General features: G+C 44.1%; 25 protein-coding genes and 2 pseudogenes. 16 read left to right on the top strand and 11 right to left on the bottom strand.

Translation table 11 applies throughout. From position 1 onward, the window contains the following. Nucleotides 1–67: 67 nt before the first annotated feature. A complete protein-coding gene (locus NGAR_RS17135; RefSeq protein ID WP_187147640.1) occupies nucleotides 68–232 on the top strand; it encodes a hypothetical protein in 165 nt (54 codons plus the stop codon). Between the two features lie 3 nt (nucleotides 233–235). On the opposite strand, the gene NGAR_RS03290 is transcribed toward NGAR_RS17135, so the two are convergent. Then, nucleotides 236–1,402, bottom strand: coding sequence for an MBL fold metallo-hydrolase (locus NGAR_RS03290; RefSeq protein ID WP_015018207.1), 1,167 nt, complete (start codon nucleotides 1,400–1,402; stop codon nucleotides 236–238). Nucleotides 1,403–1,513: 111 nt separating this feature from the next. On the opposite strand from NGAR_RS03290, the gene NGAR_RS03285 reads away from it, so the two are divergent. After that, the gene (locus NGAR_RS03285) at nucleotides 1,514–2,047 is read left to right on the top strand and encodes a cupredoxin domain-containing protein (protein WP_187147639.1); all 534 of its coding nucleotides are present in this window, start codon (nucleotides 1,514–1,516) and stop codon (nucleotides 2,045–2,047) included. Between the two features lie 1,242 nt (nucleotides 2,048–3,289). Continuing rightward, nucleotides 3,290–3,604, top strand: coding sequence for a hypothetical protein (locus tag NGAR_RS03280; protein ID WP_015018204.1), 315 nt, complete (start codon nucleotides 3,290–3,292; stop codon nucleotides 3,602–3,604). Between the two features lie 118 nt (nucleotides 3,605–3,722). Here NGAR_RS03280 and NGAR_RS03275 read toward each other — a convergent pair whose 3' ends face one another. Continuing rightward, nucleotides 3,723–4,133, bottom strand: coding sequence for a creatininase family protein (locus tag NGAR_RS03275; RefSeq protein ID WP_148680902.1), 411 nt, complete (start codon nucleotides 4,131–4,133; stop codon nucleotides 3,723–3,725). Beyond that, nucleotides 4,115–4,240, bottom strand: a pseudogene (locus NGAR_RS19235) (hypothetical protein); the annotation flags it as partial. The pseudogene NGAR_RS19235 and the gene NGAR_RS03275, both read right to left, overlap by 19 nt. Before the next feature lie 234 nt (nucleotides 4,241–4,474). On the opposite strand from NGAR_RS19235, the gene NGAR_RS18695 reads away from it, so the two are divergent. Both NGAR_RS18695 and NGAR_RS03265 read left to right on the top strand, forming a co-directional pair. Further along, complete coding sequence (locus NGAR_RS18695; protein ID WP_266190386.1) at nucleotides 4,475–4,609, top strand: hypothetical protein; 135 nt, start codon at nucleotides 4,475–4,477, stop codon at nucleotides 4,607–4,609. A gap of 624 nt (nucleotides 4,610–5,233) precedes the next feature. Further along, nucleotides 5,234–5,566, top strand: coding sequence for a hypothetical protein (locus NGAR_RS03265; protein ID WP_015018201.1), 333 nt, complete (start codon nucleotides 5,234–5,236; stop codon nucleotides 5,564–5,566). Nucleotides 5,567–6,404: 838 nt separating this feature from the next. Here the strand turns inward: NGAR_RS03265 and NGAR_RS03260 are convergent. Continuing rightward, nucleotides 6,405–7,463: an alcohol dehydrogenase catalytic domain-containing protein gene (locus tag NGAR_RS03260; RefSeq protein WP_187147637.1), complete on the bottom strand. Its 1,059-nt coding sequence runs from the start codon at nucleotides 7,461–7,463 to the stop codon at nucleotides 6,405–6,407. Nucleotides 7,464–7,596: 133 nt separating this feature from the next. Here NGAR_RS03260 and NGAR_RS03255 point away from each other — a divergent pair, with 133 nt between their 5' ends. The 6 genes from NGAR_RS03255 to NGAR_RS03235 are packed head-to-tail and all read left to right on the top strand — an operon-like array spanning nucleotide 7,597 to nucleotide 12,307. Continuing rightward, entirely contained in the window at nucleotides 7,597–8,379 is a 783-nt protein-coding gene (locus NGAR_RS03255; protein WP_148680901.1) for a TatD family hydrolase, read from the top strand. A gap of 1 nt (nucleotide 8,380) precedes the next feature. Further along, the gene (locus tag NGAR_RS03250; RefSeq protein WP_015018198.1) at nucleotides 8,381–9,223 is read left to right on the top strand and encodes a sugar phosphate isomerase/epimerase family protein; all 843 of its coding nucleotides are present in this window, start codon (nucleotides 8,381–8,383) and stop codon (nucleotides 9,221–9,223) included. Beyond that, entirely contained in the window at nucleotides 9,196–10,089 is an 894-nt protein-coding gene (locus NGAR_RS03245; protein WP_015018197.1) for a UbiA family prenyltransferase, read from the top strand. The genes NGAR_RS03250 and NGAR_RS03245 overlap by 28 nt, the downstream gene beginning before the upstream one ends. 57 nt (nucleotides 10,090–10,146) lie before the next feature. Further along, nucleotides 10,147–11,460 (top strand): alkaline phosphatase family protein, encoded by a 1,314-nt coding sequence (locus NGAR_RS03240; RefSeq protein ID WP_015018196.1) that lies wholly within the window; start codon nucleotides 10,147–10,149, stop codon nucleotides 11,458–11,460. After that, nucleotides 11,442–11,993 carry a sugar phosphate isomerase/epimerase family protein gene (locus NGAR_RS17125; protein WP_228369378.1) on the top strand — a complete coding sequence of 184 codons (552 nt, stop codon included), beginning with the start codon at nucleotides 11,442–11,444 and terminating at the stop codon, nucleotides 11,991–11,993. The genes NGAR_RS03240 and NGAR_RS17125 overlap by 19 nt, the downstream gene beginning before the upstream one ends. After that, nucleotides 11,879–12,307, top strand: coding sequence for a sugar phosphate isomerase/epimerase family protein (locus NGAR_RS03235; RefSeq protein ID WP_015018195.1), 429 nt, complete (start codon nucleotides 11,879–11,881; stop codon nucleotides 12,305–12,307). Before NGAR_RS17125 ends, NGAR_RS03235 begins: the two co-directional genes overlap by 115 nt. Before the next feature lie 132 nt (nucleotides 12,308–12,439). On the opposite strand, the gene NGAR_RS03230 is transcribed toward NGAR_RS03235, so the two are convergent. Then, on the bottom strand, nucleotides 12,440–14,161 hold the full coding sequence (locus tag NGAR_RS03230) for a PQQ-dependent sugar dehydrogenase (RefSeq protein WP_148680900.1): 1,722 nt from the start codon (nucleotides 14,159–14,161) through the stop codon (nucleotides 12,440–12,442). Nucleotides 14,162–14,304: 143 nt separating this feature from the next. Here NGAR_RS03230 and NGAR_RS18305 point away from each other — a divergent pair, with 143 nt between their 5' ends. Then, complete coding sequence (locus NGAR_RS18305; RefSeq protein WP_015018193.1) at nucleotides 14,305–14,529, top strand: hypothetical protein; 225 nt, start codon at nucleotides 14,305–14,307, stop codon at nucleotides 14,527–14,529. On the opposite strand, the pseudogene NGAR_RS19230 reads toward NGAR_RS18305, so the two are convergent. The 3 genes and pseudogenes from NGAR_RS19230 to NGAR_RS19225 all read right to left on the bottom strand — a co-directional run. Then, a pseudogene (locus tag NGAR_RS19230) lies at nucleotides 14,522–14,605 on the bottom strand (hypothetical protein); the annotation flags it as partial. The gene NGAR_RS18305 and the pseudogene NGAR_RS19230 overlap by 8 nt on opposite strands. 207 nt (nucleotides 14,606–14,812) lie before the next feature. Next, nucleotides 14,813–15,001, bottom strand: coding sequence for a CbtA family protein (locus NGAR_RS18300; protein WP_228369275.1), 189 nt, complete (start codon nucleotides 14,999–15,001; stop codon nucleotides 14,813–14,815). Nucleotides 15,002–15,015: 14 nt separating this feature from the next. After that, nucleotides 15,016–15,240: a CbtB domain-containing protein gene (locus tag NGAR_RS19225; RefSeq protein WP_148680899.1), complete on the bottom strand. Its 225-nt coding sequence runs from the start codon at nucleotides 15,238–15,240 to the stop codon at nucleotides 15,016–15,018. 129 nt (nucleotides 15,241–15,369) lie between these two features. On the opposite strand from NGAR_RS19225, the gene NGAR_RS03215 reads away from it, so the two are divergent. The 3 genes from NGAR_RS03215 to NGAR_RS03205 all read left to right on the top strand — a co-directional run bounded on the left by NGAR_RS03215 (nucleotide 15,370) and on the right by NGAR_RS03205 (nucleotide 19,702). After that, nucleotides 15,370–17,271, top strand: coding sequence for a beta-propeller fold lactonase family protein (locus tag NGAR_RS03215; RefSeq protein WP_228369274.1), 1,902 nt, complete (start codon nucleotides 15,370–15,372; stop codon nucleotides 17,269–17,271). A gap of 430 nt (nucleotides 17,272–17,701) precedes the next feature. Further along, the gene (locus tag NGAR_RS03210) at nucleotides 17,702–18,883 is read left to right on the top strand and encodes a Rieske 2Fe-2S domain-containing protein (RefSeq protein WP_148680898.1); all 1,182 of its coding nucleotides are present in this window, start codon (nucleotides 17,702–17,704) and stop codon (nucleotides 18,881–18,883) included. Between the two features lie 21 nt (nucleotides 18,884–18,904). Beyond that, nucleotides 18,905–19,702: a glucose 1-dehydrogenase gene (locus NGAR_RS03205; RefSeq protein ID WP_015018187.1), complete on the top strand. Its 798-nt coding sequence runs from the start codon at nucleotides 18,905–18,907 to the stop codon at nucleotides 19,700–19,702. 71 nt (nucleotides 19,703–19,773) lie between these two features. Here the strand turns inward: NGAR_RS03205 and NGAR_RS18295 are convergent, their stop codons facing one another. The 3 genes from NGAR_RS18295 to NGAR_RS03195 form a co-directional block, all read right to left on the bottom strand. After that, nucleotides 19,774–20,028: a hypothetical protein gene (locus NGAR_RS18295; RefSeq protein WP_015018186.1), complete on the bottom strand. Its 255-nt coding sequence runs from the start codon at nucleotides 20,026–20,028 to the stop codon at nucleotides 19,774–19,776. Nucleotides 20,029–20,299: 271 nt separating this feature from the next. Further along, entirely contained in the window at nucleotides 20,300–20,860 is a 561-nt protein-coding gene (locus NGAR_RS18290; RefSeq protein ID WP_228369273.1) for a GH116 family glycosyl hydrolase, read from the bottom strand. A gap of 602 nt (nucleotides 20,861–21,462) precedes the next feature. Next, complete coding sequence (locus NGAR_RS03195) at nucleotides 21,463–21,723, bottom strand: hypothetical protein (protein ID WP_015018184.1); 261 nt, start codon at nucleotides 21,721–21,723, stop codon at nucleotides 21,463–21,465. Nucleotides 21,724–22,118: 395 nt separating this feature from the next. Between NGAR_RS03195 and NGAR_RS03190 the strand changes: the two genes are divergently transcribed. After that, nucleotides 22,119–22,493: an acetylglutamate kinase gene (locus NGAR_RS03190; RefSeq protein ID WP_187147636.1), complete on the top strand. Its 375-nt coding sequence runs from the start codon at nucleotides 22,119–22,121 to the stop codon at nucleotides 22,491–22,493. Nucleotides 22,494–22,647 lie beyond the last annotated feature (154 nt).

The raw sequence follows: 22,647 nt of genomic DNA, 5'->3' as shown, positions 1-22,647 counted from the left end.
GCAAATTCGGTGCGGTATGTATGTGTGTGCAGCTTTCTTAAACGATAATGATCCATCATCTCGCAGTATGAGCGAAAAATCATCAGAAAGGCATGAAGAAAGAAAAAACAAGGGTGAAGGTGTGATGGGCCGGCCTCCACCTGAGCCTATCTACGACCTGACAACTTCTGACAAGACAGAGCTGGTCAAGGCAGCCGGTCCAAGAGAAAGAGGAGAGGAAGAAGAAGAGTAAGAACTAGTGAAAGTTCTCATGAAGGTACCGGATTATCCTCTTGGAATCTCTTTCGCTCACCTGCATGTCTCCTGCGAATAGCGTCTTCTTGCCCTTTGTTATATCGATCCTGACAGTGTTTCCAGAGACAGTCAGCTCAAGCTCTGGCCCCTTCATCATCATGTTTTTTATCGCATTCCCATGAAGGGAATTTTCCCCGGATTTGGGGTTGACGAACTCGGCAGTCAGGCGGTTGATGCTGTCCTCGATGGTGAGCGCTACCTTGCCATCGTCCATTTTTTCGATGGCAAACGTGTGCCGGTCAAGCGCATCGACTTCTATCCTTTTGCCGGTAGGCCCTTCTTCCTCGACTGTTTCTTCTGCCGGGCTCCATGTCATCCCTTCACGGGCAACCTTGATCACGTACTTGCCTTCTGCGCCCGACACCAGCAGGTGATCGTCTATGGCCTTTTGGAGCTCGTCCGGCGACAGCGGTCTGGCGGGCCCCCTGTGCCACTGGTTCTTGGCGTCTTCCCTGTCCTTTTCGCCACTGTAATGCAGGACGTAGCATAGCTTGGCGTTCCATCTCCGTACAATATTATAGGCTTCAGAGACAGAGATCATGCCCGTGGACGGATGTTCGTTATACGTCTCTGTCCCAAGCACAAGAAGATCAGGATTCCATAGTATTCTTTCGTCAGCTCCGGGCAGCTTTAGGAAATCCCACCCTGCGACCACCTTCCTTGATCCTGCCCTGATGACATAGATTACAGAGCCGGGCATGCCGGGCCGGTCGCCGGCATTGTCGGCTGCTATCGGAACTACTGAAAACGGGCCTACTTCAAACGGTGTCCCGGGGCTAACGTGAACGAATGATGAAGACGGCGATCCAATCGACGGCAGCTCTTTTGCGATCTGTTGGCCGCACTCGGCCGTGCAGTACACTTTGGCATTTTTCTCCTTTACCAGCGAAGGGAGGTCGCTTATGTGCTGCATCTTTGCGTTGGTAATCAATACCGCGTCCGGCATACCGGCATTTTTCTTGATGCTTTCCTGCACCCCGCTGCCCGCGTCAACCAGCAGGTGAAAGCCTTGGTAGAACATTGAAAGTGAAGTGTTTGCTGCTGTTGCCCCTGCGTCGATGTCAGGAAGCACGCCGTTGATTCTTATCTGAAGATCCTCCGAAGCCATTAAAAATGATGCAAGTTCATTACAGATAAACATAACTATCTCTCTCATACAGAGGGTTCTCCATGCACACCTTTCCTCTTAATAACGAGAAAAACCATGTACTAAATGTATATGCCAATCAAGCCAGGAAAAGTTGCCTTTCCAATCATCATCGCTCTTGGCGCTGTTACCGGTATCCTTTCATACATACTCTTCAGCCAGGCAGCGCCCGGGCCGCTCTTTACGTCGGGACAATTTTTCGAGCCGACGCCTGCAGGGATTCCTACTGGAGAGATAAAGGAGGGCCAAGAAGGAGAGACTGCCACTGCAGGAGCTGGACAAGAGTCGGGCGCAAACACTACAGGTGGAGATCAGACTGCCGCCATACCTCCTGATGCAGTGACCATCTCCATATTGCAGGGTGCTTCTGTACAAGGCAATCCCGCCTATGACCCTGAAACTGCACAGGCAAGCATCGGCCGGACGGTTGTGTGGAAAAATGACGATTCAGTGCCGCACACGGCTACGAGCGGCAAGCTGTTTGATTCTAGCATCATAAACCCAGGTGAAAGCTATAGCATAGCTGCTGAAGAGATCGGGGCGGGTGAGCACGAGTACATTTGCACATTGCATCCGTACATGAAGGGGACGATCGTGATCAAATAACTCTCTGCATCTGAGACTTGCCTAATTAAAAAAGAAGGAAAAAGGTGAGTGGGTTCTAGTTCCGGTATACCGCCATCAGGCTGTCACCAGCTGCAGCATCGTGGAATCTGTTTGTACTGCCGTCTGACCAGTGATCAAAGACATAGCTGCCATAGTCTGCTACAGCCACTTTGTATGTTGTTGTCCGCCCACTTGATACGGTAATCAGTTCCCAGCTCTAAACCGGGAACATCTATTGGTTCATAGTCCGTTGCATCGTGCCCGCCAAGCAGCGTTCCTGTAATAGGCCCATATTATTAATAGTGGGAAGTCAAAGTAGGTCTCTTTTACTGTTATATTGTCATTATTCAAGATCAAATCAAATTAACGGAAGCTGCGCATCTGACATGGTAAAGGTTTTGTCTTTTCCTTGCTCTGCTGCTTACGACGACTTCGCCTATGTCAATTTCCTTGCTGCATCGTCTGCAATGAATGGTCCGGAGTTTACCCCGTATGAGAAACACCTTTCCGGCAATACGTTTGTGCATTGTTATTGCACTCTCTCTAAGTATTTTATTTTTTATTTGATTTGTTAGAACATAAATGCGCTTTCCTTTTGCCATTCTATCCTTTACTCACCACTCTTTGGTCTTTTTCTTTGTTCCATCCGCTGTACAAGATCCTGCAATTTAAATCACTATGGAACACATATCTAGTCCAATGAACTAGTACATCCTAGCGATAGTTGCTGCTATTTCTTTTGTTCAGCTGCGGCACCCATCATTATGTCTGTTGCCACAATTGTCTAGGCTATCTCCTTTTGCTCTAGAAGTTACTACAATATTCCTGCATGGTTCAAAATACCTCTCTTGGTAGGAATCAGTATCTCCCTGCACTACTTTTTTCGGGCAATTTTGTTTTATAGTAGGTCGATTTATGGTTAATACAAGAGAAGACGTCATTATTTTGTCTAGTGACTTAGTGAAAGCCCTCTTCAGCATTATAATTTCGTCATTTCTTGCTTTCAGTTCCTTTTTGAGCCTTTCTTTAACGCGGTGAATCAATCAGCATATATATATTATAACAGTAAGATTTACCGGAAAACTGGGTAGCATGTTTATTATCTTCCTTTAGAGATCACCACCCTCTATGTAGGACAGTCAAGAATAGTTACATATGCACACATTTTTTGACGCAACAACCTATCAGAGTAAAAATAGTTAAATAATATCTGGTGGTCTTTGCTATGGTTATAGCCACAATATGCTCTTTCTTATTCTTGCAACACACTCGCCGGATATGTGCCCTCTGACAAACTCCAAGGTTAGAGAGCATGTCCTAAAGGCTGTCCCAGAGTGGAAGAACATGGCAGAGAAACTAGGAGTGAAGTTAGTGAGCGAGCCCCTAGTTAACAATGAACATATGGTTACGTGTGTTGTTGAAGCGCAAGATGTAGAAACACTGGATGAGTTCATTAATCAGAGTGGAATGCAACAATGGAACAACGTAAAGATGATTCCCTCTACACCTATAGAAAATGCCATCAAAAAGTACGATGAAGTTAAGCCTATTTTATGAAGACAGATAATAAGCCAATCACTTTTCTGGGAGAGAATCACTTCTAAACCTATAGGAAGACGTTGTTTAGAGGTTCAAAAAATGTTGCTAGAATACATTTTAACCCTACCATATTCTCTTAGACTCTTGCATTGCCATATTTCCATTGGTTCTTGTCCATATCGGTAATAAAGCCTAGCAGTACATTTTCAAGAATTTGCATTATTTTCTGACCTTTCTTCGCAGTAGCTTTCCTAGGAGCTCCAGTGGCCGCTGTCGTAGTTAATTCATTGAACTTCCAGTATATCTTAATGTTATCTGGTAACTTTGGTACAACCTCTTGTGGCGCCAAGGTCATATCAACTAGGTCAGGCCTTACAGCAAGCATTACAGAGGTCTCGCCTTCGCTTCCATGGCCCATACCACCGCAAACATCAAAAAGTCCTTTGTCAATTTGTCCAACTAAAGTCCACCAAGATTCAACGCAGGAAATGATAACATGTGGGTTCCTTTCTTTTATTGCTCTTGAAGCTATTTCGATAGGAACAATGTTGCCATCTCATATGGCATGATAAAATCAGAACCAAAAGGTATGTGGTCTCCATGGTTTTCATATGCTCCAAAAATTAGTACTGCGACAGTATCTGCATTTACAAGCTGTTGTAGATTTGCTGCATATTCATCTCGGACAGAATATTGCGAATCTTGTCACAATTATCACTGTTCATATAAACCAATGAAGACTTGTGTGGATAAAGTTTATGTTGTATTTGCGCGGTATTATTTCAGACCTGACGTTCAGACCAACGCAAAGAAAAAACCGGTGTTTATTAGTCAAGAGCAATGTAGCTTCTATATGCTTGATTTGATTCTGCAGAATGAAAAAGGTAAATGCAAGTGCTTACTCCGAGGGCTCGTTATGCCCTTGAAAAAGAGCAAAAGAAAAATGTCATCAACAGATTCTATGCGAAAAATGTAGTTCTATCTTCATTTTTGCAGAAGATGCCAAAGAGCATCAACAACTAGCAACAGGTCATGATAAAATCAAGGAATTTCCATTTTTCAGCTAGTGAGTTTATAGAATATGATATGTGTCCTAGCTATACCTTGTGTCAAAGACCTTTCCCAATCTCTCTCAAGAGAAGCTTTATCTTGTTTCCAACTATGCTGTTATGGTCGGCTTCTTTGTCAAAGGACAAGAGTAGAATGGATTTGCACTCAAGTTTCTTGGTTGTACAAGACAAAGGATGCCCGCTTTATTTTTTGGTATTCTGTGTAAGAGTAAATGGTTTTGCCCAATTTAGACTCAAATGTCTTTCTTGTGCTTGTCCTTATGACAGGCTGCATGATAGAAAGCTCTGACTCTTCGCGTGTCAATAATGGAACTAGACCTTCCTGATACTCTTCAGCAGCATTATTTTCTTCTACCGTAGCAACACCAGCAAACCTAATTGCATTATCCTTTTGAAGTATCTGCTTGCATAGCTGCTTGTAATTCAAAATTATTGTTTCTTGCAGAAATCATAATAGATTATTAATTCTTGCTGACCGTATCATAATAATTCCAAATTATGATAATAACAACAACTGAAAATGTGTGACGGCTCACACTCTTTATTTGGTTACTGAAACCAATTAGTATCCTACCTCATGAAGAAAGATAACAAGCGGTCTTCAACGCTACAAGAGGCTGCCAAAGGTTTAGATGAGCAGCATATACTAGAAGCCATAGAGACTGGTATTGAGCATGCTCTTGGAGCAGAAACCAAAATGCTGTTTTTCAAAACGCTAAAACTGGTTTATAAGCTAGAAAGGAATGCGATACCTTCTAACCTTGAGCGTTTTGATGAATTGCTAGACAGAATACTTGGAGCAAATACGGCTGAGGTTGTTCGCCAGCAAATTATATCAGAATTAGAAAAAAGGAGAAAGACCCGCAGACCTAAGGGCGGGCAAACAAACTCACATCAAGCCTTTGCTTAACAGACTTTTTCCTGACCACATCACTTTTGAGATCTGTTGGCATTCACAGCAATTATGCCTGCAGCAATAAGTGCAATTCTGCTTTTTGGAATAGAGCCTGCGATGGGAATCCAACCGGGCATCAACAATCCCAACGGGGTTGAACCGATAATAGCAATAGGCTGGTTTGGGGCATATCGCTGATAGTAAAGTGGTTCCTGTGGCCAAGGAGGCCTTGGTACAAGATTCCTGCGACATAGTCATTAAGAGAGATTGAAAGAAGGAGTTTGATAGTAACCAGTAAAAATAATCAAGGCAGGCCGCTGCATCCAAAAACTCGCCGAAAGGACACGAGAAAGAAGGAGGAGGATGTCCCCAGCACAACCACAGATCCAACGATGACAAACGGGATAAGAGTGGGCTACCATTCAGAAGCTGCGAATGTAAGCTAGAAGACATAGATGGTATGCGTAATAGGTTATCACTCTGAATGCGCCAATCTTCCAATAGCCGATCAAAAACATGGCATGAATATCGGCTATCATTCAGAAGCTGCAAATCTCTGGAAGAGAAAAGAATACGAAAAGTAGCATGACTGTAGGTTACCATTCAGAGGTGACAAATATGAGTACGCATAGCAAGAGGCTGCATCAGGATGAGGATTCTATGACTGAAGAATGATTAGAGGAAGAAAGCAACATAACCTACCAGTAAACAACTAATTTACTGTCCTGTCAATTGCACTAGTTCAAGCTTGTTGAAACAAAATATCCAACCAAACGGCTAGGTAACTGAATTGGGTATCGTTAACTTTTCACCTGCTCAACAATACACTATATAGAATCTAGCTGACAGTAAGTTAACATAACCTCTCTTTACCAAGAGAAGGAAATTTGTTAATAACCCCCCTCAGACCGCTGCATGTTTCAGTCGTCTGAATCGCTTTCTCAACCTCTGTTAACGAGTATCGATGAGTAACTATCTGCGACAAATCGACTATTCCCTCTTCTGCAATCTTGGCAGCTTCTTCCAAGGTGGGCGGAAGGGAGCTGAAGGCTCCAACGATAGTCACCTGATTATAATGCAACCAGTTGGCATCAATGGAAAACTTTTGCTCATTTGGCATGCCAGCAAATAGGCTTATCTTGGAGTTTTTGCCTGCAATCTTTCCTGCAAGATCAAAGACAGAGGGGCTGCTCGTTGCAATCACGATAGTGCCTGCACCAGCCTTGCCAGTAAAGTCAAGTATGTCTGATGCAACATTCTCGCTGTATTCAAATACTGCATCTGCGCCAATGGACCTTGCTTTTTGCATTCTTGACTGAACCTTGCCTACTACCGCCGCTCCTGCACCCACAAGGTTTTTGAACAGCTGCAGGTGCAACAGCCCCACTGGGCCATCGCCAATTATAACTGCAGGTCTTGGTTCTGCAAAGGGACCTAGCTGACATAGACCATTTAAGCAGCAGGCAAGTGGCTCAAGAAGCGAGGCCTCTTCATCACTCAGGTTATCAGGAACTCGAACCAGCCCTCCTATTTTGATAGTCTGCTCTGGTATTCCGACGTACTCGGCGAAACCGCCATTTACGGTTGAGCCTACCTCCTTGAGATTTGTGCACATGTTGTACTGACTACTATGGCAGTACGGACAGTCAAGGCACGGAATTATTGGGCACAGGGCCACCCTTGTGTCCGCTTGTATTGTTCCAGAATTCATATTGACATTTTCTGTTATTTGACCACACACTTCGTGCCCAAGTATTACAGGAGGACTAACTTTACGGTGCCCCTTTCTGAAAACGCGTACATCATAGCCACATACAGCACAAGCGTTTACTTTGAGCGCGGCCCGATCTTGCAAAAAGGGTGCGCTTTGCACCGAGATATTATTTGGGCCGTAAAAAACCGCTGCTTGCATATCTTTCATCATCGTGCCATTGTTGCAATTTCCTTCCAAACGACAGACTACAGTAAGTTTGTTCTACAAATCTAAAAAGTGTTATAGTATCTGTGTCATTATAATGACAAGGCTATTTGAGCCCCATATCCATATGTATTCTCGCACTACCGATGATTATGATGCAATGTCAAAAGCAGGAATAGAGGTAATAGTTCAACCATCTTTTTGGCTTGGCACTCCCCGTACAGGGGTTAGCACATTCGAAGACTACTGGGAGCACATGATAACTTTTGAAACAAAGAGAGCGAAGGACTTTGGGATAGAGCACTTTGTGTGCATCTCTGTAAATCCAAAAGAGGCCATGGAAAGGCCCCTTGCGTTGGATGCTCTGAAGGCTATGACAAAATATCTAGACCGAGAAAGAGTTATTGCAGTAGGTGAATTAGGTTATAATCTGATAAATGATCTTGAAGAAGAAGTCTTTGTAAAGCAAATGGACATTGCCGCTGATAAGGACATGCTAATGACTGTTCATCTGCCGCACAACAACAAACCAGAAGGCATGCGCAGGATTGAGCGCATCTTGAATAGTGAAAATGGTAAGCGGTACAAGCGGAACAAGATACTGGTCGACCATAATGTTGAAGAGACGATTGGAAAAACGCTGGAGCTTGGCATGTGGGCAGGTCTATCTGTTTACCCTGTTACAAAGCTGTCACCAGAGCGCGCGATGAGCATCATCAAAAAGTATGGCACTGAGAGGATAATGATACATAGTGCAGCCGATTGGGGCGTATCAGACCCATTGAGCGTCCCTCTGGTTGCAAGGGAAATGAGGAAAGCTGGATTCAGCATCAGCGAGATTGAACGTGTAACCTTTTACAACGCATATGAGTTCTTTAGACAATCACCTAAATTCACATGGAAGCCTTAGCATGAAGCTTGCATTTAGCACAAATGCTTTCAAAAAATATTCACTGCAAGACTCGATAAAAGAGATAGCGAAAATAGGATATAAAGGAGTAGAGATTCTTTGTGATGTACCACATGCATACCCACCTGATTTTGGAGATGATAAGGCGTGGCAGCTGAAAGATGTTATATCATCACATGGAATGCAAATCTCCAACCTTAATGCGTTTACACTTTATGCAATAGTAGGAGGTGGCGATGTCTACCACCCCTCTTGGATAGAACAGGATGAGCATTCAAGGCAGGTACGCGTTCAGCATACGATTGACTGTGTACAGCTCGCAAAAAAGTTAGGGGCCAAAAATCTATCTACAGAGCCGGGCGGACCGATTCCTTCTAACAGAGATTCAAATAAGCTTGAAAAGGTATTCCTAGAGACTTTAGTTCCTGCGTCAAAGGCAGCAGAAGAGGAAGGCATCAAGCTCCTAATCGAGCCGGAGCCAGGTCTGCTCATTGAAAATTCAAGCCAGTTCAAAAGATTCATTAAAAATGTCAATTCTGATTATGTGAAGCTCAACTTTGACATTAGCCATTTTTACTGTGTAAATGAAGACCCTGCCAAGCTGGTATATGAGCTAGTGGATTATATCGAGCATTTTCACCTTGCCGATATTGAAAACAGGGTGCATAACCACCTGATCCCCGGAAGAGGTGAGATTGACTTTCATTCTGTCTTTGCAGCAATGGAGGATATAGGCTACGAGGGCTTTGTCACAGTTGAGCTCTATCCTTATCAAGACAGTCCCGTGCAGGCGGCACAGGAGGCGTACAGCCATCTTTGCAGCATCATAGAATCGATACGCTGAGACAATACCTGCTTTTAATCAGGCTGCCAAATGTATTTACCGCGCCTTCAGACATAATGGTGGGATACTTTGCTACCATTCCGCTTGTTGAGACAAATGGCTTTCACCTTGCGTCACTCATGGTCTCTTCTGGCCTGCTTTACATCGCCGGCATTGTTCTAAACGATTATTTTGATATCGAAGTAGACAGGCGTGAGCGTCCTTTCCGGCCGCTGCCTTCTGGCAGTATTCCAAAAGAACATGCCATGGCAATTGCGCTGGCGGCTATAGCTGCCGCAAACATAATTGCGCTGGCTGCAAGCCCCACAAGCTTTGCCATGTCCCTTACCCTGACGGCAGCCATAATTGCCTACGACTATCGCCTCAAGCGCGGGCGGGCAGCAGCATTCTCAATGGGTAGCACAAGGTTCCTCAACGTAATTCTAGGTGCAAGCATTGTAATGTCCGCATCATCGGGCATAGGAACTGCGATATTTGCTGCCGCATTACTCTTTGCATATGTCATTGCGATTATGATACTTAGCAGAAAGGAAGTTGGGAATGAAAAGCCTAAGGTTTTTGCAGCATTTTCAATTATCTTTGGAGTTATTGCATCAATAGTTGCCATTGGCTTACTAGTGCAGTTTCAATGGGTATTTCTTATGAACTTGGCAATATTTACTGCTGTTATGGCAGTCATTTTCAAGCAGCTGTTGACGGCAACTTCTGGCTCGTCTGTTCCTCAAGCCGTCAAGAACATGGTCCTTTCGATAATAATACTTGATTCTGTGTTTGTTGCAGGTACGGCCGGCTTGCTGTATAGTCTGTCAACTCTGCTCTTTATCATACCTGCAGTGCTACTGGCAAAAAAGCTGTACGTCACCTGATATTGTTGTATTATAACTCATTTAAGCAATACAGGGATATGACAAGCAGGCAAGAAGATGGTCGCTCCAGAATATTCTATCGTGCTCGACATTGTCGGATTGGAGGTGGAGCATCTTAATTCTGGACTAGTCCCAAATATTGCAAAGATTGCTAACGACGGCGAGTATGCAAAATTAGAGCCGGTCTTTCCAGCAGTTACATGTACAGTTCAAGCTAGCCTATTGTCTGGCAAATACCCAAATGAGCATGGCATTGTGGCAAATGGACTCTACGACAGAAACGCCTATTTTGTGTCTTTTTGGGAGCAGCCCAGCTCACTTGTCAGAGCAGAACGAATCTGGGATAGGCGTAATAGCTGTACTTCAGCTGTGCTGTTTTGGCAAAATACGATGTACGCCAATTCGGATATTGTAGTCACTCCGCGACCAATTCACCTGGATGATGGAGTAGTAATGTGGTGTTACTCAAAGCCGGTAGGATACTATGAAGAGCTGAGGGACAAGCTCGGAGAGTTTGATCTGGCAAGTTACTGGGGGCCGCTTGCATCGCCTAGGTCAAGCGAGTGGATAGCTAATGCAGCAGAATACACGCTGGAGAAACACCGGCCAAACCAGCTTTTTGCATATATTCCTCATGTTGACTATTCAGTACAGCGCTTTGGAAAATCGGATGCTCGCGCACGTGACGATTTGAAAAAAGCAGATGATATAGTGGGCAGGCTGGTTCAAAAAACATCAGAGCTTGGAATTAAAGATAAGACACAATTTATCATAATATCAGAATATTCATTTAATGATGTACAAGGTGCCATTCCGCTCAACCTTGTCTTGCGTGATGCTGGCTTGCTTGCAGTCCGAGAGATTCAGGACAAAGAATACCTTGACTTTGAGTTTAGCAAGGCATTTGCGATGGTAGACCATCAAGCGGCACACATTTTTGTAAAGGATGGATTTGAGAGAGCAGCAAGGAAGATACTTGAAGCAACGGCTGGAATTGACAAAGTGTTAGATAGTGAAGGAAAAAAGAGACTAAAAATAGATCATGAGCGAAGTGGTGAGCTTGTTGCCATCGCAGAGCGCGACAAGTGGTTTAGCTATTACTGGTGGCATGATGAAAAAAAGGCGCCCGCCTTTGCTCGCAAGGTGGACATACACAGAAAACCCGGTTACGATCCAGTGGAACTTTTTGTTGACCCAAAGACAAAATCAATACCGCTTGATGCAAGCTTGGTCAGGGGTTCGCATGGGAGACCTGCTGATCTTGAGACAGGCGAGGGGCTTGCGTTTTATGCTTCAAGCAGCAAACACGACATCACAAAATCTGGCATTGCAAAATGTACAGATATCATAAAGTGTTTGGCAGCAGCATGATGATGAAGTATTCAATCACTCTTGCATCATTTAGAAAGATAGAGCCAATTGAGGAAACGCTTGCAAGACTTGCTAAGCAGGGTTTTGATGCAGTAGAAATGTACGGCGAGCCAGAGGAGGTAGACTTGAAGAAATTGAAGGATGCCCTTAGCACAGCCAGACTTCCAGTGTGCGGGATAACAGGCATGTGGGGAAGAGCAAGTACGCAAGGATGGAAACGGAAACTTTTGAGCACTGACCATAGCTTGGTGACAGCATCTGAGAAATATGTAAAGGACTGTATTAGAATGTGCAGCCAGCTGGGCGGCAAGGAGATGAATATCTGCCTATTTGCAAATGAAATTGCAGAGTTTTTGACAAAACGCATGGAACAATTACGATTGAACAGAAAAAGCAAATTCTTTCAAGGGCATCGCCCATGTTACGAAAGTTATGCAAAGAAGCAAGAGACAGCGGCATTAGCCTGGTTCTGGAACCCCTCAATAGATATAGCACGCCGTACTGCGCCACTGCGTCTGATGCACTTTTGTTAGCCCGGCATGTGGATAATCTTGGCATTCTTTTGGATACATTTCACATGAATATTGAAGAGGATTCATTTGAAGAAGCGATATTTGCCAGCAGGGATTTTCTTGTACATACTCACTTTGCCGATAACAATAGAAAGATGCCAGGGTTTGCGCACATCAACTTTAAAACAATCGTAACAAGTCTGCAGAAAATCAGCTACGATGGTTATGTGAGCTTTGAACCAAATATAGCGGACAGAAATTACGAGTATGTGACAAAAAAAGGACTAGAGTTCATACGAGAGATTGAAGCATTTGGCAGAGTTGCAGCAGCTTGACAGTCCTTTGGGATATCTAAAAAGAAAAAATCTGATAGTGAGTGTCCAAATTGGATAAGGCTTCGCCTATCCTGACCATATAAAACAACCAAGATATCATTTTTGGAAGTCAAAAAAAGAAAAGGTGGGTGGTTAATGATCGTCGTCATCGGTATCATCGCGTGTTGTTGTGGTATTTGTGTTGTTTGTAGCGTTTGGTACCGGCCAGATTCCTGTCATATTGGCAGATGTTGTGGCACTAGATGGTGTGTCTGCAGTGACGTCAGCTGTTGTTATCGTCTGGTTGTTGGTAGTCATAACCTCCTCGCCACCTGCTGTAGTTGTATCGTCCATCGTTACCTTCCATACAGCACCTGTGAATGGATAGCCCCATGGTATCGGCTCTGGCAGTGGTTTGCCTAGAGGCGTCTCCATCTTTATTTCAGCTTTTGCAATGGTTACAATATAGAGCGCATTTTCGTCTTCATTGTATGCCAAGCCTACGGGTCTAAAGGCAGGATCTGGAGTGTTGAGCGAGATAAAGTCAGTATAGTTGCCTGTCTCCAAATCTATCGCAATGACTTTTTGTCCAATAATCGCTTTCCCTTCTAATGCTTTAGCTATTTCACCATGTGGTGAATGTGTTGTTGGTGCCATTGTTCCAAATTCGCCTACTAGAGCCTTTCCTTCCAAGCCAAATTCATCGCCAGCAAATTCAACAGCGGTTGCTGCAGCGGCATGGTCAATTAATGCTAACGGCTTCTCCACTTCTGGATGGTCTTCCATTAGAAATTCTAGCTGTGTGCCATTTGCTCTAGGAGACTGGAACTTGGGATCTGTCACCGGCTCTGCATTGCCAAAGAAGTCTGGCCATCCATAGAATCGCGGCTTGTCTTCGTCAATCCTGATTTCTTGGAATTTGTCATCATCATCCTTTATTGGTCTACTGCCTCTTTCATCTGCACCATTGTCTGAAGCAAAGAGCCTTCCTTCGTCATTGAACTCCAGACCAAATGGGTTACGAAGTCCCCATGCTTCTAGTTGAAGGTCAGAGCCGTCAGGATTGGCACTAATTACACATCCATTGCACAATACATTACCTTTTACAACCTGACCTTGTTCAGTTGTATTACCAAAAGGTACAAAAGCTCCTGTTGTTGCTTTATCATTCGGATCTGCTGTCAGCGGATTGTCTGATTCAAAGCTCTGTCCTGTCAATGTGATATCTTGTCCAGGCACATCATGCAACTTCGTCATAAGCGGTCCCCATCCATGCAAGGCATTATCTGGTCCTACAACTCCGCTGTTTGTCAGTACACCGATAGTTACGTATACTCTGCCATCCAGTCCAAACTCTATTTCGTTGTTGTGATGGTCGCCCATTGAAGGCAGTCCAACAATTATGTTCTTTACAACACCGCCTGAGTCTACTGTAGATACCATTCCTCTATGCGAAATATACAGCAAACCATTGTGTTTGTTAAATTCGATGTCATTGACAGGAGGGCTCAAAAGTCTGTCTAAAAAGACAGAGACATTACCGTTCTGATCGACCTTCAGTATCTTTGGCTGTGGTCTCAGCTCTCCGTAAATATAGCCTGATTCTGCAACATACATTGATCCGTTGCCATCAAATGTAACACTCGTTGGAAGGGTCAGGTTCCATAGAACCGCTTCTGCAGAATAGCCTTCAGGCAAATTCAGTTTATCGGTGGTTGGTTGGGGGCCAGAATTTATTTCGTCAATTCCAGGTTGTGAGGGATTCTGGGCGGGTCCTTCTATCCCATATACACTAGCCATAGCAAGCACTGAAAAAACAAGCATGCTGGCGATGAACAGTGCATTTACAGTTACTCTTTTAGTGACTTCTTTCAAAAATGTCACGCCGTATCCACGACGCAATATAGTACTTAAATGGAAAACATAGTCCTCCTATAGAAAATTAATATATATTTTCTATACTAAATAATTAGGTCAGGTTATAAAGAAGAACCGGCTTAACCAAAAAGTCCCACTATATGGAAATCCTTGCCATCTCATGTGGCTTTGTCTTGTCCCAGAACGCACCTAGGATTAGTCCCAGCAGTCCTCAGAACATTGCCGTCATAAAGGCACTTGCGATCCTGAAGCAGGTTACCAAGTCCATTGGCGCTGTGATTTCGTCAGGGTTTGGCGGCATTCCCAAGTATGCGCTTATCATTACCGTAGCGTACAGGGCTGGAATAATGACTTTCTTTACCTGATTTGTGCCCATCTTTCTATATAGAGAAATGCAAGTCCCAAAGCTCCAAAACCCGATATTGCCAAGTACAGACTTTGCCGATAGTAGACTGTCTCAGGATCGCCTACTGCTGGTGGGTTTGAGGGGTACTAGAAAGAGAACGAAAAACATGATTCCAGCCAGAATCAGAGCCTTCTTTTTGTTATTTGATGCCGGTATCGAGCTTCTGCTGTATGCAAAGACTACCCAAAAAGCGCGCCGAGGGACATCCCAAGAATAGTGCCAGTGGATATTTCGCCGCCCTTTTACAATAGCCTGTAATTGAGGAATTCAATAGGATTGATCATTTCACCAGCTGCTGCAGCATTTTGGTTTTCGATCTCAATAGCTCTGTCGATATACGGCTCGATAACTACAATGTTGATTGTCGCAAGAATCGTGCTTGCAATAGCTCCAGCAAGAATGGTTATTGCAATGAATGTTTTTGCTTTCATTTTTTCAACCACCACTAATGACAGGGAAATCCTGCTGCGTGTCTCATATCGTGATAGAACTCGTGCATCCACAGGTCCTCGTACGCCTGTTCACCTTGTGCAATGCTAAAAAGATGACCTTGATCAAATCCTACTATGAAAAGGCCAAAAACCATGACGCCAAGCAATATTCCAACTGTGATCTTGGGTTTCCGTCCCGTTGTTGTTTGGCTTACATTTCTCTTTATGTCTGCTGACATTTGAAGCAGAGCGCTACGCGTCATATTTAAGAGCTTGGATGGTTTATCCAACCTAAAGGCATGCCCTATTCTCAAATTGGATAAACTACTCAGCACTTTATATGGAACAGTCTTCTACCCGATGGCGCTATGACAGCACTCAATAAGCTAATGTTTTCAGGAGTTGCTGTATCGCTGATTCTTACTGCAATGATTTTCATAGCGCCATTGAGCATCACAAATTCATTTCAAATGGCGCTTGCAGCAAGTGGAAGCGGTAGCAGCGGCAGCTCTTCAGAGAACAGAGTTCAATTCGACCTAGTCGATGAACCAGGCAGATGGTTCAAAAACGTAGCAGGTGACATCACAAACAGTGGAACACAATCACTAGCTGTTGGAACACCTGGGGTAAGGGTTGATTTTAACATCAGATCAAACACTGTCCACACAGTCACAAGCCTGATATTCCCACAGAACGCACAAGGAATGCCATTTGACCAGCCAAAGGCATCAAAGAGCTCGCAGTCTGTTACACTTCAGACACCGGGTCTGTACGTGTTTACGTGCAAGGTACATCCATACATGTTTGGAGCGGTGATTGTTGACGACCCACAGACGCAAGGACTTGACCTTGGTGAGAACATCAGCCTAGTAAATGGCATTACAGTACCAACAAGCAGCGACTTGGCAACAAGATTGCTGAGAACATTCTTCATTGCTACAGCACCATCCAACTGGCAAGACTACAGGCAGTCAACATGGCATGTGACGTATCCGAATGTTGATATTAGAATTGCAGGCGGCGCAGTAGTGAACCTTCCAACCGTTCTAAATGCAAGGTATGGAAACGACATTGCTCTTGAAGCACCATTTGACCCATCAACCGCAGGCGTAGGCAAAGTATGGGTAGACACGCAGTTTGAGCTAACAAAGAACAAGAGCAAGCCAGGAACTGCCACAAAGATTGATACTACGACATGGGACATTGAGCGCAAGGTTGCACTGCCATCAATTAACATGAACAACCCGCACAACATGTGGACTGACAGAGATCAGAAGCTGATCTACCAGACTCAGTGGTTCGATAGCAAGCTAACAGTTTTCGATGCTGCAACTGGCAAACTAGTGAAGAACATATCTGTTGGAGAATCACCAGCTCACGTAATGACAAGGACAGACACAGACCAGGTACACGTGACACTCAATGGCGAGGAGGCAGTCGTAGAACTGGCACCGAAGGCCACCGGAATTCAGAGAGAAATTCCGATGCAGAAAGAAGGCGAGCCAGAATCGCATCCTCATGCACACTGGATGAGTTCTGATGGACAAAAGATGGTCACGCCAAACGCATTCTCTGCTGACTCGACTCTGTATAGCTTTGATTCAGATAGCATTGAAGCAAAACCGACAACAGGCGCAATCCCAATTGCAACAGGCATGATGCCAGACGACAGCAAATACTATGTTGCAAACCTGCTTGATAGTACAATCAGCGTCATAGACATGGACGAAAACTCGACAACATTTGGTCAGGTAATCAAGACCATAAACCTGATAGAGAACTATGATCCGATAAGCGGTGCAATTACAGGCCCAGTAGGCGCACTGCCAATTCAGACACCAGTCTCGCCAAACGGCAAATACATGGTCACTGCCAACACGCTGACTGCAACTATAACAATAGTTGACACTGCTACAGACGAGGTAGTGACAATGCTTGGATGCGATGCAGGATGCCATGGTGTCCAGTTTGGTGCCAAGAACGGCGGCGGCTATTATGCATACGTGGCAAGCAAGTTCTCAAACTCGCTTCTGGTAGTGGATGCTGACCCGAACAACGATGGAAATGTGTCAGATGCAAAGATTGCAGGCAGGATACTGCTGACAGCGTCAAGCACAACAGCAAAAGACGACACAATCACAGGAAACGCTGGCATGGGAGGACAGGGCGTTCTTGCAACACCGATTCCATACAACGGATGGGTGCAGAACCTTCCTGCTACCTTGAAGAGCCAGCTGACCTCAGAACAGCAGAATCCAATAGGTCAGTAAGATAACTGATCTTTTCTTTTTTCTTTTTTCTAGAATCAGAGATTCCTTCTGGCCGTCTTGTTTCCACCAGTCAATCAGATGTAACTCCCGCGAGGCAAGGTAACTCCTGACGTCACATTTTGCTTTATGGCACTAAGTCAACGTTGTTGTGAAAGATGTGATAATCGTGATAACCAAATTAGTGCGGAGCATAAAATATGACAATGGCCCCCGCTACTGTAACTATTAAGCCTATTGTCTCATCTCTCTGATCCTTTTGAGTGAGTCTAAGAGTCTCTGTGGGAATTGCATTATTTTCAATGATCTTGTGAATATTATTGCAACAAGTTAGTTTGGTAGAATCCACAATCCGTTCTGTTGCCTTCTAAAAGTTCTTAGGGAAAATGGAGATTTAATCCGTAAATAGCTTTTTGCTCACTATTCTGTCCATATGATGGCAAAGGAAGGAGGCTATCAAAAGGTAGCATCCAAGAACGACTTGAAAGAAGGCGGTCTTCTCAGAGTTGAACCAAATGGCAAGCCCATTGTTCTAGCAAGGGTTAATGGCAAGGTCTATGCGATGGACGCAGTCTGTTCGCATGAGGGCGGTCCGTTGGAAGACGGTACTTTAGAAGGGTACGAGCTGAAATGTCCATGGCACTATGCTATATTTGATGTACGAAACGCCAAGGTCTCAGACCAGACAGTCTGGGCTACAGACCTGCAGTCATATCCTGTAAAGGTGGATGAGGCGACTGGTGACATTATGGTGAGCTTGCAAACAACAAAGCCAGCTGACGGAGGGGGACGAGAAGCAACCGTGCAGCAGCAAGCCGGACAAGAAGAAGAACAGGATTCTGACACTTTGCAAAAGAAATACTACGAGGAAGAGGAGAGAAGAGCTGCTGATAACAAGCTTTCGCTCGAATTGCTCTCAAAAGAAAAACTAGAAGGAACAGACATCATGACCTTCAAGTTTTCAAGGGAGAGAATAGATTACATAGCTGGACAATACGCGTATTTCAAATTAGATGGAGTTCAAAACGATTCCAAGGGACCCATTAGACATTTTTCCATCGCATCTTCACCAACCGAGCAAGACTACGTAATGATAAGCACCAGAATACGACGCACTCCGTACAAGCAAAGGCTAGCATTGCTTCAAGAGGGTACAAAAATTACTGCATGGGGCCCAGAAGGAGAATTTGTGCTGCAAGAAGATAGGCCGGCTGTATTTCTGTCTGGCGGCATTGGTGTTACGCCATTTAGAAGCATGATAAAGTATGCCACCGACAAGCAGCTGCCAGTCAAGATAACAATGTTTGATTCAAACAAGACCCAGCAAGACATTTTATACAAGGATGAATTTGATAGCTGGGCCAACCAAAATAAGAATCTCAAAGTAATTTATACGGTCACTGAAGAAGAGCAGCATGATGCAAGTTGGAGCGGAGAACGTGGTAGAATAGACAAGTCAATGCTAGAGAGGCATTTGACAAGGGACGAAATCGGCGAAGCAGTGTTTTATATCTGTGGTCCGCCCGGCATGCTCAAGGCCATGCAGGAATTGCTGCAAAAAGAGATGCAAATTCCAAAAGACAGGCTCAAAGTTGAAGTGTTCACTGGATACTAGTAGCAGGCAGATTATAAGACTATGAATACAGGAAGGAAAATTGCAGTCGTGACAGGCTCTAGTAAGGGCATAGGCAAAACAATAGCATTGGCTTTCGCAAAGTCCGGAGAATATCGGGGCATTGTTGTAAACTCTAGGAAGCAGGCCGAGGCAGAGCAAACTGCAGAGGAGATAATATCACTTGGCAAATCCGATTGTATTGCAATTGAGGCGGATATGTCAAAAGAAAATGATTGCATCAAGCTGATTGAAGAAACCACCACGCACTATGGTAGAATAGACGTTCTTGTTGACAATGCAGGTATACAGCATGAAGTCCCTTTTGAAGAGACATCGAAAGAGATTTGGCAAAAGATCATAGATGTCGATCTGACAGGCCCATTTGTTTGCAGTAGAGAAGCGGTAAAGCATATGATGAAAAATCAAAATCCAAAAGTGGGATGCATCATAAACATCTCTTCTGTGCACCAGGAAATTCCAAAACCGTTCTATGTGGCATATGCTGCTGCAAAAGCAGGAATCAAAATGATGACAAAGACAATGGCGCTTGAGCTTGCACGATACAACATAAGGGTAAATGCAGTGGCTCCCGGTGCTATAGAGACAGAGATGAACCGAGAGCTGAAAGTAGATGAGGCAGAATTGAGAAACGTCCTAAGAAGAATACCCCTTGAGAGAATAGGCACCACTCAAGAGGTGGCAAATGTGGTAGAGTTTCTAGCGTCAGACAAAGGTAGCTATGTTACTGGCAGCATATACTTTGTAGATGGTGGAATGACACTGTATCCCGCGTTTGGCCCATCATTGGAAGCAGCTTAATCGTCGCAATTACTATGTCTCGGTAGCTGATGATAGCCTAGTCCTAATATTGCTAAAGATATCAATTATGGCTACTCGGACGGCAGGAATCCCTGTTCTGAATGGAAAGCGCCATTTCCTTCCCCCTTAATTGGGTCTACCCATTCATAGAATGTGTGCATATTGAGCTTGCTCTCAGAAGTAAGAGTAGTTAGCAACAAGTTGCATTCTTCCACCCTAGCAAACCGACTTCTAGCAAGCATCTCTATTCCAGTTATCCAAGGCCAAAAGATGTAGTTGTGGTACTGGTAAGGTTTGAGAGTCCAAGGCCCGGTAGCTTTTAGCAACACTTCAGTTACAAGTGGCCAGTTTTCTTTCCATGTCCTACTTTTGAGAGCATCAAGAGTTCTATTTGCTCTAGTGATATGTGTGTGTGTCTATCGAAATCCGCCTTTTTCACCTGTTCCCGTTGACCCTGCTCCCTACTATTGTCTGGGAGTTGTCTTTGCTAGACTTTTCTGAAAGAGCTGCGAGATATAGCGAAACATCTTGGGTGAAAGTTCTATAGGGACCTTCGATATGATGAGTTTCCTGAATATCTATGTAAGCGCAGTCTTCTTAAGACCATAACTTGTCTTCTACAGCTTGGATTGCTTTATCCGCCATGTTTCTAATCTTATCAGCTGCATCTTGTCTATCAACAGTTACTAACAAGGCCGCCAGGTTCTTCAATGTAAGTATCCAGCATGCCTGACTGTAGACTATCTTGCCAGCTCGAAGGACAGTATCCATCCAGTCCTCGTTATGGTTCTGCTCTAGCAATCCATCACTATCTATATCGCGTTTTGCAAGATAGTCAACTGCCAGTAGCATCCTAGGAACAAGGAAATCAATTGCTTTTGTTGGATCTGTTATTCCGAGTTTTAGCAGCAGGTCATGAACATAGTCTGCAGAATGTTCCGAAGCTATGGTAGAGATGGATGTTGGATCGGTAACTGGAGAGGTTGCAATTTTCTTCAAAGCCCTGTTCAAAATTCTCGCGGTTGTCGAAATCATCAATGCTGTAGAGTCTATGTCTGGATTCTGATCATATACTTCGGAAAAGCCGGCTTGGTATATTGTTGTAGGCAGCACTCCAGCAAATTCTTTTTGCTTGTCTTCTTTTGCCTCTTCTGACATGAATTTCATTTCTGGCGAGCCCCTGCCGTAGACAATTTTCTCTTCCCGGCGCTATTTAGTGAGACCAAATAAGGTACAGCTACTGAAGAGCGGATGTCATATTGCCGGACAGGTTCCAATCACGCAGGATGTATGATGCATCCCTGCACCAAATCACTTGATAACAATCTCCGGGGTTTACGCCTTGGAGAACATGCTCCTCAGTCTTTGTCATAAATACGTCAGCTTTTGCAATGAATGAGCCCCATGGACCCGGTGGAATATTGCGCACCAATTCTTATTATGTAATCGTTATTTGTCTTTGGTATTATGGGTTATACAATTCTACCAAATCAAATCCTTTTCAGGAATAGAGACTAAAAGAAACACCGTAGGAGATGATGCGATAATTGAATACAAGTGAAAATGTTAGCTACGACGGAGATCTTTCAAAATATTTCAAGTGTAGATCATGTGGAAAAGAGTTTGATAGTTTTGGAGATATGCAAAAGTACATAATGACAGAGCATATGCAAAAAGGCGATATTCCGTAACTGTTAAAGCATTTGCATATCCAAATAGGTTTCAAAGCAATCTCCTTTTAAAAAAATGATGGTGGCACGCTATCGCAATCTTCCTTCTTGAACGTCCTTTGCCAATTCTCGCTTTAGCATATCGAGATGCCGCTGTTCGTCTTGTTTTATCATATTCCAAAGATGCGCAAGCTCCGGCCTGTTTGCAGCCTGAGCATCTTGTATGTACCTGTCAGCAGCATGGTAAAGAAAATCTGCTTTCTTTTCTGTTTGGGTCATAATGTCAAAACAGCAGTTATCCATCGGCTGGTTTGTGCCTTTGTTTATAGAAGCAGCAGTTCCCTCTGCCATTTGTTACTACGGCACAAAATAAGTTAAAAGAGTTATATCAGAAGGTTTTTGCAGCTTGATTGGCAAAGATGGGATTTCGACTAAAGTCGTATTTACCATGTTGAGCTGGCAAGAATCGAGGGCATATGGAAAAAGAGTCCTTAAAAAGAAACGAATTGTTGTTGCAGAAATACTGTCCAGCATCTTGCTGTTTGGGCTTGTTTTTTGGGCCTGAACGTCAGCTACTTGCCACTAGCTGCAGCAGACAATGAGCGCAGCGACAATGACCATGACGATGATACATTAACGACAACATCTACAGCCAGTGAAATGGAATTTAGAAATATAATGCGCGAACTATGGGTTGACCATATCGTTTTTACATGAGACAGTTTATCGTTGATTCTGCATACGATTTGCCTTCTCTTGACCAAACATCTGAAAGATTGCTTGACAACCAAGAAGACATTGGTAATGCAGTAAAGCCTTACTATGGTGAAAAAGCTGGCGATCAGTTGACAAAGCTCCTAAAGGAGCATATCCTGATTGCTGCTGATTTGGTCAACGCGGCAAAAGCTGGAGATAATAGCGCAGTGGCAGATGCAGATCAGAGATGGTCAGACAATGCAGACGATATTGCAGCATTTTTGGCTAAGGCAAATCCAAACTGGGATGAGGACGAGCTAAGCCACATGCTGCATGATCATCTGAAGGTGACAAAAGATGAAGCAGTTGCAAGATTACAGAGTGACTATGAGGCGGACATAGAAGCGTTTGATAAAAGTCCATGAGTAGGGGATGCACATGACAGATGCACTTTCTGATGGAATAATAGCTCAATTCTCATATAAGTTCGAGGACTAAGGACTCTAACTCCTCGCCCTTCCTTTTTCATTGTTATGCCGCCTCTGCCTCGTCAGGTATGTCCCCCTTTTGGTGATGCTC

It is taken from the genome of Candidatus Nitrososphaera gargensis Ga9.2 (assembly GCF_000303155.1).
GTDB lineage: Archaea > Thermoproteota > Nitrososphaeria > Nitrososphaerales > Nitrososphaeraceae > Nitrososphaera > Nitrososphaera gargensis.
Note: the sequence above shows the minus strand (reverse complement) of the source record. Positions and strands in the feature narration are given on the sequence as shown.

Coding starts and splice junctions, on each gene's coding strand:
- NGAR_RS03255 (WP_148680901.1), top strand. CDS start 7,597: ATGTATTCTCGCACTACCGATGATTATGATGCAATGTCAAAAGCAGGA.
- NGAR_RS03260 (WP_187147637.1), bottom strand. CDS start 7,463: ATGCAAGCAGCGGTTTTTTACGGCCCAAATAATATCTCGGTGCAAAGC.
- NGAR_RS18290 (WP_228369273.1), bottom strand. CDS start 20,860: ATGTCAGAAGAGGCAAAAGAAGACAAGCAAAAAGAATTTGCTGGAGTG.
- NGAR_RS03290 (WP_015018207.1), bottom strand. CDS start 1,402: ATGGCTTCGGAGGATCTTCAGATAAGAATCAACGGCGTGCTTCCTGAC.
- NGAR_RS03205 (WP_015018187.1), top strand. CDS start 18,905: ATGAATACAGGAAGGAAAATTGCAGTCGTGACAGGCTCTAGTAAGGGC.
- NGAR_RS17135 (WP_187147640.1), top strand. CDS start 68: ATGAGCGAAAAATCATCAGAAAGGCATGAAGAAAGAAAAAACAAGGGT.
- NGAR_RS03235 (WP_015018195.1), top strand. CDS start 11,879: ATGTTACGAAAGTTATGCAAAGAAGCAAGAGACAGCGGCATTAGCCTG.
- NGAR_RS03215 (WP_228369274.1), top strand. CDS start 15,370: ATGACAGCACTCAATAAGCTAATGTTTTCAGGAGTTGCTGTATCGCTG.
- NGAR_RS18695 (WP_266190386.1), top strand. CDS start 4,475: ATGCAAGTGCTTACTCCGAGGGCTCGTTATGCCCTTGAAAAAGAGCAA.
- NGAR_RS18300 (WP_228369275.1), bottom strand. CDS start 15,001: ATGAAAGCAAAAACATTCATTGCAATAACCATTCTTGCTGGAGCTATT.
- NGAR_RS03210 (WP_148680898.1), top strand. CDS start 17,702: ATGATGGCAAAGGAAGGAGGCTATCAAAAGGTAGCATCCAAGAACGAC.
- NGAR_RS03250 (WP_015018198.1), top strand. CDS start 8,381: ATGAAGCTTGCATTTAGCACAAATGCTTTCAAAAAATATTCACTGCAA.
- NGAR_RS03240 (WP_015018196.1), top strand. CDS start 10,147: ATGGTCGCTCCAGAATATTCTATCGTGCTCGACATTGTCGGATTGGAG.
- NGAR_RS03285 (WP_187147639.1), top strand. CDS start 1,514: ATGCCAATCAAGCCAGGAAAAGTTGCCTTTCCAATCATCATCGCTCTT.
- NGAR_RS03195 (WP_015018184.1), bottom strand. CDS start 21,723: ATGGCAGAGGGAACTGCTGCTTCTATAAACAAAGGCACAAACCAGCCG.
- NGAR_RS03265 (WP_015018201.1), top strand. CDS start 5,234: ATGAAGAAAGATAACAAGCGGTCTTCAACGCTACAAGAGGCTGCCAAA.
- NGAR_RS18305 (WP_015018193.1), top strand. CDS start 14,305: ATGGAAATCCTTGCCATCTCATGTGGCTTTGTCTTGTCCCAGAACGCA.
- NGAR_RS19225 (WP_148680899.1), bottom strand. CDS start 15,240: ATGTCAGCAGACATAAAGAGAAATGTAAGCCAAACAACAACGGGACGG.
- NGAR_RS03280 (WP_015018204.1), top strand. CDS start 3,290: ATGCTCTTTCTTATTCTTGCAACACACTCGCCGGATATGTGCCCTCTG.